This window comes from Campylobacter gastrosuis (assembly GCF_030249845.1).
GTDB lineage: Bacteria > Campylobacterota > Campylobacteria > Campylobacterales > Campylobacteraceae > Campylobacter_A > Campylobacter_A gastrosuis.
This window is the reverse complement of the sequence record NZ_JANURM010000001.1, coordinates 166,563-178,752: the sequence shown is the minus strand read 5'-3', so window position 1 is coordinate 178,752 and position 12,190 is coordinate 166,563. Positions and strand designations below refer to the sequence as shown.

13 protein-coding genes are annotated in these 12,190 nt (G+C 39.1%); 2 read left to right on the top strand and 11 right to left on the bottom strand.

Annotated elements, in window-relative coordinates:
• The first annotated feature begins 36 nt into the window (after positions 1 to 36).
• Positions 37 to 1,053, top strand: a complete 1,017-nt coding sequence (locus NYG85_RS00905; RefSeq protein WP_284936776.1) for a type II asparaginase — start codon at positions 37 to 39, stop codon at positions 1,051 to 1,053.
• Positions 1,054 to 1,205: 152 nt separating this feature from the next.
• Complete coding sequence (locus NYG85_RS00900) at positions 1,206 to 1,361, top strand: hypothetical protein (protein WP_284936696.1); 156 nt, start codon at positions 1,206 to 1,208, stop codon at positions 1,359 to 1,361.
• Positions 1,362 to 1,732: 371 nt separating this feature from the next.
• On the opposite strand, the gene NYG85_RS00895 is transcribed toward NYG85_RS00900, so the two are convergent.
• The 11 genes from NYG85_RS00895 to NYG85_RS00845 form a co-directional block, all read right to left on the bottom strand.
• Positions 1,733 to 4,093, bottom strand: a complete 2,361-nt coding sequence (locus NYG85_RS00895) for an autotransporter outer membrane beta-barrel domain-containing protein (protein WP_284936694.1) — start codon at positions 4,091 to 4,093, stop codon at positions 1,733 to 1,735.
• A gap of 73 nt (positions 4,094 to 4,166) precedes the next feature.
• Entirely contained in the window at positions 4,167 to 5,933 is a 1,767-nt protein-coding gene (locus tag NYG85_RS00890; protein ID WP_284936693.1) for a peptidoglycan D,D-transpeptidase FtsI family protein, read from the bottom strand.
• A gap of 3 nt (positions 5,934 to 5,936) precedes the next feature.
• On the bottom strand, positions 5,937 to 6,230 hold the full coding sequence (gene fliE, locus NYG85_RS00885) for a flagellar hook-basal body complex protein FliE (protein WP_284936691.1): 294 nt from the start codon (positions 6,228 to 6,230) through the stop codon (positions 5,937 to 5,939).
• On the bottom strand, positions 6,230 to 6,724 hold the full coding sequence (gene flgC, locus NYG85_RS00880; RefSeq protein ID WP_284936690.1) for a flagellar basal body rod protein FlgC: 495 nt from the start codon (positions 6,722 to 6,724) through the stop codon (positions 6,230 to 6,232). Before flgC ends, fliE begins: the two co-directional genes overlap by 1 nt.
• A gap of 9 nt (positions 6,725 to 6,733) precedes the next feature.
• Entirely contained in the window at positions 6,734 to 7,168 is a 435-nt protein-coding gene (flgB, locus tag NYG85_RS00875) for a flagellar basal body rod protein FlgB (RefSeq protein WP_284936687.1), read from the bottom strand.
• Positions 7,169 to 7,212: 44 nt separating this feature from the next.
• A complete protein-coding gene (locus NYG85_RS00870) occupies positions 7,213 to 7,830 on the bottom strand; it encodes a thioredoxin domain-containing protein (RefSeq protein WP_284936685.1) in 618 nt (205 codons plus the stop codon).
• An 11-nt stretch (positions 7,831 to 7,841) separates the two neighbouring features.
• A complete protein-coding gene (smpB, locus tag NYG85_RS00865) occupies positions 7,842 to 8,303 on the bottom strand; it encodes an SsrA-binding protein SmpB (protein ID WP_284936684.1) in 462 nt (153 codons plus the stop codon).
• Positions 8,300 to 9,043 (bottom strand): 4-(cytidine 5'-diphospho)-2-C-methyl-D-erythritol kinase, encoded by a 744-nt coding sequence (locus tag NYG85_RS00860; protein ID WP_284936683.1) that lies wholly within the window; start codon positions 9,041 to 9,043, stop codon positions 8,300 to 8,302. The genes smpB and NYG85_RS00860 overlap by 4 nt, the downstream gene beginning before the upstream one ends.
• Complete coding sequence (csrA, locus tag NYG85_RS00855; RefSeq protein ID WP_284936682.1) at positions 9,040 to 9,270, bottom strand: carbon storage regulator CsrA; 231 nt, start codon at positions 9,268 to 9,270, stop codon at positions 9,040 to 9,042. Before csrA ends, NYG85_RS00860 begins: the two co-directional genes overlap by 4 nt.
• Entirely contained in the window at positions 9,264 to 10,085 is an 822-nt protein-coding gene (gene truB, locus NYG85_RS00850; protein ID WP_284936681.1) for a tRNA pseudouridine(55) synthase TruB, read from the bottom strand. The genes csrA and truB overlap by 7 nt, the downstream gene beginning before the upstream one ends.
• Positions 10,085 to 12,151 carry a UvrD-helicase domain-containing protein gene (locus NYG85_RS00845; protein ID WP_284936679.1) on the bottom strand — a complete coding sequence of 689 codons (2,067 nt, stop codon included), beginning with the start codon at positions 12,149 to 12,151 and terminating at the stop codon, positions 10,085 to 10,087. Before NYG85_RS00845 ends, truB begins: the two co-directional genes overlap by 1 nt.
• Positions 12,152 to 12,190: the final 39 nt, after the last annotated feature.

Sequence of the window (12,190 nt, the reverse complement as noted above, 5' to 3'; positions counted from 1 at the left end):
ATAATGAAAATTTCATTTAAAAAGGCGGTGGCACTTATGCTAATCACGGCTACAACGGCACTAGCAAAGCCGACAATCTACATTTTGGCCACTGGTGGCACGATAGCTGGCAGTGGCTCTGGCGAGCTTAGCTCATCTTACACATCTGGCGTGGTAACGGTGGATAAACTCCTAGCAGCCGTGCCACAAATCAACGAAATCGCCACAATTAAAGGCGAACAAATCTCACAAATTGGCTCCCAAGAGATGAATAACGAGGTCTGGCTAAAACTAGCAAAACGCACAAACGAACTACTAAATAGTGGAAAAGCCGACGGCGTAGTCATCACTCACGGCACCGATACAATGGAGGAGACGGCTTACTTTTTGGATTTAGTCGTAAAAAGCGACAAACCTATCGTAATGGTGGGCGCGATGAGAAACTCGGCTTCAATGAGTGCTGATGGTCCGCTAAATTTATTTAACGCCGTAAATGTAGCAATCAGCAAAGATGCCGTAGGTAAGGGCGTAATGGTAACGATGAATGATGAAATTCACGCCGCAAGAGAGGTAACTAAAACCCACACGACCGGCGTTGATACCTTTAAATCGCCAAACACCGGCAAAATCGGCTCTGTATTTTATGGTAATGTGAAATTTTATATGAGCCCAACTCGCAAACACACGATAAACTCGGACTTTGACATCACAAAAATCACAGAATTACCAAGAGTTGATATAATTTACAGCCACGCAAACGATAATGCTGACTTTGTAGAAATTGCCCTAAAAAACGGTACAAAAGGCATAATCAGTGCTGGTATGGGTAATGGCAATCCATATCCAAGTGTGCTAAATGCACTACAAAATGGGGCAAAAAGCGGTATAATTATCGTTCGTGATAGCCGTGTAGGAGCTGGTGAAACGACTAGAAACGGCGAAGTAAATGACGATGAAATGGGCTTTGTAGCTAGCGATAACCTAAACGCACAAAAGGCGCGTGTGCTTTTAATGCTGGCACTTACAAAGACAAATGATAGGGCAAAAATTCAAGAAATTTTCTACACTCATTAAAATTTGGGGCAAATCGCCCCTTTTTAAGGACAAAAGATGACCTTGCAGGCAAAAATTACGGCTACCAAGCCACCCAAAGCAGTGCTAGTATCTTAGCCAGTGCAAATCAAAGCAACTCGCAACAAACAACACAAACCACGCAAAATTTAAAAATGCAAGACGCACTAAATGCAAAGCTAAAATTTGATAGTGTCGGCGAGAGCGGATTAAACACAACAGAAAAAGAGGCGTTAAAGACCTTTTTTCCAAGTGCTTTAAATAAAACCGAGCAAGTTAAAAGCGAGAATTTGTTAGATATTAGGGTTTAATTCATTAGAATGTTTTTGTAAGAGCAAGCATTAAAACTCACGTGCTTTTATGCATTTAAGTTGTTTGCTTGTGGCAAAGCCCATTTAAAAACGTCACTAAAAATCACTAATTTATTAAAAATACACTTGGTGGGCTAAATTTTAGCTATTATCTAAGACACCTTATCTTTGGTAAATAACGGCAGAGCTTATGATTTTTACTATCTCACAGCAAGGCGTTCGTGCTGACCTAGTCGTAAGTTGTATTATCATCACACGAAAAATCGCACGTTTAAAGAGTAGATAAAATTATGAAATTTTAGCGAAATAAAAATGAATGAAATTATATTAAACAACAAGCGATTTTTTAAAGGGGCAAATCGCCCCTTTGATTAAAACGAGTATCTTACATTCGCATTTATCGCTAAATCCGTATCGTAATCGCCAAATGCCGAGCGTTCTAAATCAATGCCAAAGCGTAAATTTTCACTAGCTTTGATATTTACGCCAAGATTCATAAGCATTCTTGAATCCTTTTTATTATACTTTGCACTCTCGCCATCTACGATGATTTCGCTATTTTTATCTATATCCCACTGATAGCTAAGTCCGCCAAGCACGTATGTGCTAAGTTCGCCTAAATTTATCTCCCTACCAGCATTAAAACCAACTCGCCCGATAAGCGCGTTTGAGTCTTTTATCTCTAAGTCATATCCGTTGTGGCTTAGCTTTGCACCACTATTTTTTAGGTAGATAAACTCAGCTTGTGGCTCAAAATAAGCCACACCCAAATCAAATCTATAACCGATCTCGCCGCCAAGATATATCGTGTGAGTGTTGTATTTTGAATTTGGGAAGTTTAGGTTCATATTTTTAAAGTTATAGTCAAATTTATGGTTGTTGCGGACATATTTTGCTATGGCGTCTATGTAAAAACCGCTATCAAATAGCGTGGCTGCGTAAATTCCACCGCCAGTTGATTTTATATCGCCACTTGTATCGCCACCATTTGCCTTGACGTCATTTGCTGTGTGAGTGAGCGTAAAACCGCTAAAAATTTGCGTGCCAGCTAGGTCGCTTTGCTTATCGGCACCAACTTGAATGTGGGTAAATTTATTCTCATATCCATTGCCGCTGCCTTTACCGCCAAGCACCCTGCCCCAGACGCCGGCATTTGCATTGATACCACGAAGTTCGCCCATTCTTTTATTTAGGTTATTTACTTCAACATAGCCGACGTCTAAATTTAAAGAAGCCATATCATTTGCCTCTTTAACCGCCGCCTCGTTTGACGCTTTTGTGATTGTTATTTTGCCGTTTGGTTGCTCTTTGATGTCATAATTTACAAGTCCGGCGTTAATCACCTCTATTTTATTTTCAGCTGGGCTATAAATTCCAATATCCCTGCCATTTTTTGAGATTGTATAAACCGAAGCGTCGCCAAAATTCTTAACATTCACGCTAAGCTCTGAGTGTGCGTTAGCAGCGTTTTTAACGGCATTTGTCGTGCTGTCATTAGCCGTGCTTTCGCTTGTAATCTCTTTTTTAGAACCAGCGTCAGTTGGTAGTTCTTTTGGCGGTTTGTTTGAGTTTTCAGGCGGAGTTGGTTTAGAATTTTCGCCTTGATTTTGGTTGTTTGGTGGTGTTATACCGCCCTGATTTTCATTGCTGTTTTCTTGGTTGTTTGAGCTGTTTTCAGGTGGTGTTGGTTTAGGATTTTGGGTATTTTCTCCCTGATTTTGGTTGCCATTTTCTGGTGGAGTTGGATTTGTGTTTTCGCCTTGATTTTGATTATTTGGTGGCGTTACATTTTCGTTACCGCTTTGATTATTTTCAGGTGGTGTTGGCTTAGAATTTTCACTATTTTCGCCTTGATTTTGGTTGTTTTCAGACGGAGTTACATTTTCGTTTTTTGCCACTCCACAAACACCCTCATAGCCCGGCAAAACACTTGCTAAGCAGTCTTTTCTGTCTGATGTATCAACATAAGTGCCGTTATTTCTAGCCTCATCTATGCTTAAATAGGTAATACTGTAAATATCATAAAGGTCGGTTATATATTTATTCGTGTTTGAAACATAATAGCTATAAAGAAATCTAAACACCTCTCCATTTCTGCCCGGCACATAGTTGCCTGTAACCTTTCTAAGCGACAGCGTCCCAGCCTCATCTTTAACCGAGTCGCTTACGTATCCACCAGTTATCCTTTGTGTCTTTTCATCTACTTCAATGCCCCAAAGCGTAACGGTGTGCGTATCATCAGTAAGTGCTGCCACGACCTTGCCGGTTTTGAAATTTTCAATTAGCGAATTTGTGATTTTATCGGCATTTGAGTCATATCTTTCTGTCCAAAATGGAGCACCGCTGATTTTTGTTGGACCATATTTTTTTTCTAGATATGTTGGCTCGCCCTTAGTTTCATAAATTTTAACATTTGGCGCAAAATCTTTAAAGAAGTAAATCATACCGCGGTAAGGTTGCAAACCGCCTTGAATATATGGATACTTTTTGTAAAAATAATCCGTAATTGCAACATTGCCTTGTGGTGTATTTTCACCAAAATTTATGCTACCAGTGACATTTTTTTGCCACCAACCTAGCGTATTACCAGCTACCGCGCCCCAGCATTGATTTGGGTGCTGTAAATAAACGGACCAGCCACCGCTAGTATTTACACCATTTGCCCAATACATATCACCAGCAAAAAGCGATGAATAAAACATTGCCGCAACTGCGACCTTTGAAATTTTCACAATATCCCCCTTGTGCATTATTAAGGGCTATTATACCCCCATCCACTTAAAGATTATTTAAAATTAATAATTTTTATTTATTATTTATTTGATTTATGGCGGTCTCATCAGGCATTAAATATCCCTCAGCGACCATTAAATCCACGATTTTTTTAAAGACTGGCAAGGCACTTTGAGCGCCGTAATAGTAGTATTTTTTCTTTGGCTCACGCGCTAAGACGCCGATTGTGTAGGCGTTGCCCTTTTTGTCGTTTGCAAAACCAAAAAACGAGCCGTTGTAGATATTGCCATACACGCCCTTTCGTGCTATGTGTGCCGTGCCGGTCTTGCCACCTACTTCAAGTCCGGGCGTTAGGGCTTTTTTGCCAGTGCCTTTTTCTACGACTTTTATTAGCACACTTTTCATCTGTTTTGCGATTTCTTGGCTTATTATCTCTTTTGGGGGCTTGATTTGTGGAGCGTATTTTTTGCCGTTTAGCTCCAAAAACAGGGCAAAGTGAGGCACGACAGCAAAGCCTTTGTTGTTAAAAACATTATAGGCTTTCATCAGCTGCATAAAGGTCGCACTCACGCCGTATCCGTAGCTAACGGTGGCTTTGTAGGTTTGTGAATCTAGCTTTTGTGCTGGTGGTATCGCACCTGTTTGCTCATAGGGCATATCAATGCCACTTTTTTGCGTGAAGCCAAAATTTAAAAGCCCATTGTAAATTTGTGTGCCAGTTAGCTTTTTTGCAAGCTCTATCATACCGATATTTGAGCTTTCAGCGATCACGTCCTCAGCCGTTAAAAACGGCGCTGGGTGCGTATCTTTTATGATTCTTTTGCCTAGTTTGTAGCTGCCGTTGTGCGTATTTACGAGTGCCATTTTATTTAGCTTCGTTTCAGAAAGCAGGATTGAGAATATAAACGGCTTAAAAACCGAACCTATCTCGTAAGCATACTCGGTGGCTGTGGAATTTAGGGCTTGTATATCTTGCTGTTTTATGCTTGACGGGTCATACCTTAGACTGCTTGCAAGGGCTAAAATTTCGCCCGTTTTGCTATCCATAACACAGGCGATTATCTCCTTTGCATCTACAAACGAGGCTTGTGCATCAACGATTTTTTCTACCATTGTTTGAAATTTTAAATTAACAGAAATTGCTAGATTATAGCCGTCAATGCGGTTTTGCAGGTTTAAATCGCTTGTGAAAATAATATTTCGCCCGATATCTTTAAATCCGACAATCCTAGCATCTTGAATGGGCGATAAAAATTCATTGTAATACCTCTCAACACCCTTTGCGCCGATACTTTTATCATCTTTTTGGCTTATGTAGCCAAGCACTGGCGTTAGGGCATTTTGTGCCATATAAGTGCGATTTTTACGGCTCTCTTTGCTCTCAAAGATATTTAGGCTTTGAATGGTTGAGCTATCATCAATTGGCACGAAAATTTTCTTTTGATATAGTTTTCGTGATAGCTCTTTTAGATGCATTGCCGTTTTAGCGTCAATCTTATCTGAAAGCACCAAAAGTCCGTTCGTGCCGTTAATTAGCTTGCGAATTTTCTTCTCATCTTCGCCACTATAAAGCGAATAAAGGCGGATAAACATCTCTTTTTTGTTTGGGTCAATGCTCTTTGTGTTTATCTTTGCAGTGTATAGCTTTTGGCTAATTGCCACGCTAAATCCGTCCTTTGTGATGATTGAGCCACGAAGTGCGGAGTTTTCTTCTCGTGTTTGCAGGTATAAATGGCGTTTGTCAATCGTGGCTCTGTAAATGATAACCGATAAAAAAATCACCAGTCCGACCGCGATAAATAAAAAAAGTATCGTTGTTTTTGATTTTCGCGAGTTCATAAATTAGATTTGTGTTCTTGAAATCTCTTTATACGCACTTAGTGCTTTGTTGCGAATTTCAAGCATTAGCTTCATACTTGTTTCAGCTTTGCCAATTGCAATGGCAGCTTGGTGCAAGTCCTTAACCTCGCCAGTAGCAAGGTCGGCAATCGCCTTATCAGCACTCTCTTGGACTTTATTTAGCTCTTTTAGCGAGTTGTCTAGAATTTCGCCAAAGTCGGTGCCATCATTTTTTACTTCTGTTTTTTTATTTACTCGATTTAGGGCTTGAAATTCGCCGATTTTAAAATTTTGCATTATTGACCTCCGATTAGCGAAATCGCACTTTGAGCGATACTTTTTGCACTTTGAAAGGCTGCTACATTTGCCTGATAGGCACGAGTGGCTTCTATTAAATCGCTCATCTCAATGACTGGGTTTATGTTTGGATAAGCCACGTAGCCATCGGCATTTGCGTCTGGGTGGCTTGGGTCGTATTTAAGGATAAAGTCCTTATCATCGCGCACTATCTTATCAACAACCACGCTCATCACCGGCGGAAAGGCGTCTTTTGGAGCATCTGGGTCATCTACTGGGTTTTGATACTCGTGCATAGCACCTCGCTCTTTTAGCTCTTGGTTTAAAATTTTATTAAAATCAAACGCCTTAAAAATCACCTCTTGCCTACGATAAGGTCCGCCCTCAGCCGTGCGTGTGGTGTGTGCGTTTGCTATGTTTGAGCTAATTACGTTCATTCTAAAACGTTGAGCACTAAGTCCGTATCCGCTAATATCAAAATCGTTTAAATACATTTTTTTACCTTAAATTTTACCACTTGCTTCAATCACGCTTTTAAAGATAGTGCCTTCTCGTTTGTAGGCATTATCAATCGCACTTAACATCGTGTAGTTTTTGCTAAGCTCAGTCGTTTCTACGTCTAAATCAACGCTGTTTGCGTCGTTTCTAGCGGTGTGTCCGTCCCTTAGAAAAATCTTTGAAATTCCAGTTTGTGGGAATTCTACTTTGTTAATGTGCTTCTCATCGGTCTTGGCAAGTTCTAGCGTTTTTTTACCGCTTTTGTTATAAATTTCATCAGCTTTTGCGATTAATTCGCTTTCAAAATTTATATCCCTAGCCTTGTAAAATGGTGTGTCAATGTTTGCAATATTGCTTGAAATCAGCTCCTGCCTTAACTCTCTGGCTGCCATTGCCGCTTCAATTAGCGGTTTTGATTTTGAACTTTGTAAAACAAACATTGACTAACTCCTTCGTGCGTTTTTAAGCAAATATCGTTCCAAAACTACTTTAAACCCTCAATCCGCTCAACATCTTTTTTAAATCTATCCATTTTTATACCGCCGATATAATATTTTACGCCAAATTTGCCAGTGTCGTTGTCAGTTAAAATTTGGTAATAGCCATCTTTTAAAAGCACTTTAAACGGCAGTGCTATCTCGTGCTTGTAAGCGATATCACGCACGATTTGCTCGGCGATTCGGCTGTTTTTTGCCGTGTCGTTTGTGATGAAATAAAATGCGTTATATTTTTTGATAAAGTCATTTAAAACATACTCATCAGTTACATTTTCAAAGTGTGTTAAGCCAATTATGTTAAAAGTGTCACGATTATCTAGCTGATACTGCATAATCTCGGGTGCTTCTTTTTGGCACGGCGGACAAAATGTCCCAAAAATATCAAGCATTAAATATTTGCCCTCTTCGCCTTTAACCACAAAACCGCCATTTTTTCTAACAAGCGTCATATCCTTGCCTAAAACGCCCTTTAAAACGACCTCTTCGCCATCTTTAAACTCTTTAAAATTTGAGATTTGTTCGCTCTTTTTATCGCCATTTTCATTGCCACAAGCACTTAAAAAAATCGCTATAAAAACCGCAAAAATAACCTTAAAAATTCTCATTTTTATCCTTTTTATAAATTTTTACCAAAATTTTTCATAGCCGTTTTTGCCTCCAAATCGGCTTGTTTTTTCTTTAAACTCTCGCGTTTATCGTGCAAATTTTTACCCTTTGCAAGGGCTATCCTTGCCTTAAAAATATTCTTGCTATTTAGATAAATCGCAAGCGCAATAAGCGTGTAGCCGTCCCTTGTAACCGCACCAAAAAGCCTATCAATCTGCTTTTTATGCATTAAAAGCTTTCTAGGGGCTCTCTCGTCAGGGCGAAAGTGCGAGTGAGTAGTTTGTAGGTGCGAAATGTGTGCATTTAGCAAGAAAATTTCGCCCTTTATGATACGCACGAAGCTATCTTTTAAGTTTGCACGTCCTGCACGAAGTGCCTTTGTTTCGCTGCCTTTTAGCACCAGCCCAGCCTCAAAGGTTTCAATTATGCTAAACTCGTGCAATGCCTTTTTGTTTTTTGCTACCTCTTTCATTTTTTTACCTTAAAAAGTGTGCTGCCACTACCACTTAAAAACATATTTTTATACTCACTAATCTCTGGATAAAGCGACACACAAGGGGCTAAAAGGTCGTTTAATTCGTGGTTTGTGAAATTTTCTAACAACTCGCTATTTTTTAGCGTTAAAAATTTATTTGTCAAATTCACATTAATATTTTGCATAAAATCACTTCTAAATTTTTTATAAACGCTTGGCGTGTCGCAAAAAATATCTGGCGTAAAAATTTCTAAATCAGGCACAAAATCATCAAATTCGCTTACGATTTCGCCGATACCGCCGACATTTGCACACTTAAAACCGCTCAGAAAAAACGCCACATCAGCACCAATTTTAGCACCGATTTTTATCAAATCATCTTTTGAAATTTTAAGATTTAGCGTTTGATTTACTAAATTTAAAAAAGTAGCGGCGTTTGAGCTACCTCCTCCAAGTCCAGCACCCATTGGGATTTGCTTATTTATCACGATTTTATGTGTGCTAAAAAACTCATCAAGCTCGTTTTTAAACCCACTTTTTTTAAGCTCACTAATCGCCCTTAAAATGATATTTTCGCCATTGATTTTGACATTAGATTTAATCTCAAAATCGCCACGCTCAAAGCTAATCTCATCAAAAATTTTCTCAAACAAAATAAAGCGAGAGGCGATTTCGTGGTAGTTTGCCCTTGTGCCGACCACCTTTAAAAATAGATTTATCTTTGCAAAACTTCTCATTGCTCTATTTTTTTTGAAAGCTCATCAATGTTGGCTTGTTCTGAATTTTTACTCGCCTCTTCGTTCTCTCTTTTTATTCGCTCGGCTAGCTCTTTGCGAAAAATCACGGTGTTTCGTGGAGCTTCAATGCCTATTTTTACGACACCTTTGGCGATATTGACGACAATGATTTTCATATTGTCGCCTATCCAAATCTCTTCATTCTCTTTTCGTGAAAGTATTAACATTTTTCAACCTTATTTAAACAATAAATTACTTCATCGTTTTTTATCTCAATGATACTAAAAAAATCATCATAAATTAATAAAAATTTGCCATTTGTTTGTCTTTTAAATTTCGTTTTATCAAGTTTTTTGCCGTTTTTTATCTCTAAAATATCGCCAAAATACTCGTTTTTTTCTAAATTTAAGAGCAAAACTGGGTCTAAAAACCGCTCATTTTCATAGCAAAGTCCGCCCTCGCTAACTCGCTCTAAGGCACTAAGCGTGGCATTTACACCTAAATTTTTAGCAAAAATTTGAGCGTATGAGCGGACATAACTGCCCTCGCTAACTGAAATTTCAAAGCTTAAAAATGGGTGCGAGTAGTTTGTGATTTTGGCGTTAAAAACCTGCATTGTCTGCGTTTTTAGCTCAAAATCCACCCCACTTCGTGCAAGTTTGTAAGCCCTTGTGCCGTTTATGTTTTTTGCACTAAATTTTGGCGGTGTGTATGAAATTTCTCCGCTTAATTTAGCAATAGTTTTATTTAAAATTTCAGGCTCAAATGGCGGTAAAATCGCAATTTCGCTTATGTTTTGATTATCGCCACTTTCGCTTTTTGCACCAAGCCACATTGTCGCTTTGTAAATTTTTGGGCTTTTATTTATGTGGCTAAAAAGCCTTGTGTAGCTGCCAAAAGCCACGAGCAAAGCCCCACTAGCAAAGGGGTCAAGTGTGCCTGAAAATCCAGCTTTTTTGCAATTATACTTGCGTTTTAGGCGGTTTAAGAAGTGGTTTGAGCTAAGTCCGGCTGGTTTTTTGGCGACAAAAATGGCGTTCATCAAACCGCCTTTGTAACAAAGCTTGACATTATCTCTTTTACGTTGCCAGCGAAATTTATGGTGAGTTTTTGCTCTTTTTTTATTTTTGTAACAGCACTCACTCGCCCGATGCCAAAAATTTTGTGCTTAACCAAGTCGCCCTTTTTAAAATCGCCACTCTCTTCAATCACGAGTGAGCCCTGAATTAGCCCAGCTTCGCTTAAAAACCTGCTCTTATTTAGGCGTGTTCGCTGACCTTTATAAAAGCGTGAAAGTGCGTAGCTTAGGCTTAAATTTCGCTTTGCTCTTGTGATTGCTACATAGGCTAATCTTCGCTCCTCTTCAATGTCGCTGCCGTCGCCAATGAGTGGGAAAAAGCCCTCTTCAAGCCCAATGACAAAGAGGTGCTTAAACTCCAAGCCCTTGCTAGCATGCACGCTCATAATGCTAATCATCTCGTCGCTAATGCCGTCAGCCTCGCTTGTTAAGGTTAGTTCGTTTAAAAATTCTTCAAGCTCAAAGCTTGGATTTTGCTTAATCTGGTCTTTTATCAATGCGTAAAATTCATCAATATTTGCAGCCCTTTCAGCGCCGTCAGGTAGGCTCTCGTAATATTTTTTTATACCAAATTTTGCTTCAAGCTTGTCAATTAAGCTATAAACGCTATCAAGCGTGGCTAACTCTTTTAAATTCGCACCAAACTCAATTAAGGATTGCCTTACTTTTTTGCTAAATGCCTCGTCGTTTTCATCTAAAATTTGTGTCGCTTCAAAGAGTGAAATTTGTGCTTCAAAGGCGATTTTTTCAAGCTTTGCTAGGCTTACGTTGCCAAGTCCTCTTTTTGGGCGGTTTATGATTCTACGTAGCGAAAAGTCGTCGTTTTGATTTGTAACAAGCCTTAAATAGCTAATAATGTCCTTAATTTCGGCTCTTTCGTAAAATTTCACGCCACCGACCATTTTATATGGAATTTGCTCCTTATTTAACCACTCTTCAAGTGAGCGCGACAGGGCATTAATGCGGTAAAGTATCGCAATATCAGGGGCTTTTACGCCTTGTGAAAGCAGAGTTTTAATCTTTTTAGCAATTTTTGCAGCCTCAGCACTCTCATCAATGCTCTCCATAATCTCAATCTCATCGCCGCTACCTATCGTGCTTTTTAGGCTCTTGCCAAGCCTGTTTCGGTTATGATCAATTAGCTCGTTTGCAGCCCTTAAAATCGGCGTTGTTGAGCGGTAATTCTCTTCAAGCCTAATCATTTTTACGTTAGAAAATTGATCTTTAAAATTTAAAATATTGTCAATCTTAGCCCCACGCCAACCATAAATACTCTGGTCATCATCGCCCACGACACAGATATTTTCGTGGCTTTTGCATAGTTTTCTTAAAAGCTTGTATTGAAGGTCGTTTGTGTCTTGATACTCATCAACCATTATGTATTTATAGCGGTTTGAAATTTCATCTGCCAAGGCTTCATCAGCATCTAAAATTTTATACGTAAGCACGAGCAAATCATCAAAATCAACCAAATTATTTGCCCAAAGATACTCCTCGTATTTTTTGTAAATTTGTGCTACTTTTTGATAAAAATCACCCTTTTCTCTCTCCACGTTTAAAAAATTCGCATTTTTTAGCACGTCATCAACGCTAAAAAGTGAATTTTTGTAGTTTGAAATTTCATTTGAGAGAGTTGAGGTTGGTATAGCACTTTCAAAGCTCTTTAAAATCCGCTTTTTATCGTCTGTGTCAATGATTATGAAGTTGTTTTTTCGCCCTAATCTATCAATGTAAAATTTCAAAAACAAAAGCCCAAATTTGTGAAACGTGCATAAAAGCGGAGTGAAATTTCTGCCCTCGCCAAGCAGTTTTAAGGCACGACTTCGCATTTCGTTTGCTGCTTTATTTGTAAATGTAAGCGTTAGCGTATTTGCCGGGTCAATGCCTACAACGCCGATGAGATAGGCAAGGCGCGTCGTGATAGTTTTGGTCTTACCACTGCCAGCACCGGCTAAAATCAGCATAGCTCCGTCAATGTGACTTGATGCCTCTTTTTGTGACTCATTTAGTTTGTTTAAAATCTCTTGCATTTGCTTCTCGTTTATAAATTTAGATGGATTTTAGCCAAA

Bases quoted from the DNA above. Each gene is read 5' to 3' on its own strand.
- NYG85_RS00905 (WP_284936776.1), top strand. From the start codon at position 37: ATGCTAATCACGGCTACAACGGCACTAGCAAAGCCGACAATCTACATT.
- NYG85_RS00900 (WP_284936696.1), top strand. From the start codon at position 1,206: ATGCAAGACGCACTAAATGCAAAGCTAAAATTTGATAGTGTCGGCGAG.
- NYG85_RS00890 (WP_284936693.1), bottom strand. From the start codon at position 5,933: ATGAACTCGCGAAAATCAAAAACAACGATACTTTTTTTATTTATCGCG.
- fliE (WP_284936691.1), bottom strand. From the start codon at position 6,230: ATGCAAAATTTTAAAATCGGCGAATTTCAAGCCCTAAATCGAGTAAAT.
- flgC (WP_284936690.1), bottom strand. From the start codon at position 6,724: ATGTATTTAAACGATTTTGATATTAGCGGATACGGACTTAGTGCTCAA.
- flgB (WP_284936687.1), bottom strand. From the start codon at position 7,168: ATGTTTGTTTTACAAAGTTCAAAATCAAAACCGCTAATTGAAGCGGCA.
- NYG85_RS00870 (WP_284936685.1), bottom strand. From the start codon at position 7,830: ATGAGAATTTTTAAGGTTATTTTTGCGGTTTTTATAGCGATTTTTTTA.
- smpB (WP_284936684.1), bottom strand. From the start codon at position 8,303: ATGAAAGAGGTAGCAAAAAACAAAAAGGCATTGCACGAGTTTAGCATA.
- NYG85_RS00860 (WP_284936683.1), bottom strand. From the start codon at position 9,043: ATGAGAAGTTTTGCAAAGATAAATCTATTTTTAAAGGTGGTCGGCACA.
- csrA (WP_284936682.1), bottom strand. From the start codon at position 9,270: ATGTTAATACTTTCACGAAAAGAGAATGAAGAGATTTGGATAGGCGAC.
- truB (WP_284936681.1), bottom strand. From the start codon at position 10,085: ATGAACGCCATTTTTGTCGCCAAAAAACCAGCCGGACTTAGCTCAAAC.
- NYG85_RS00845 (WP_284936679.1), bottom strand. From the start codon at position 12,151: ATGCAAGAGATTTTAAACAAACTAAATGAGTCACAAAAAGAGGCATCA.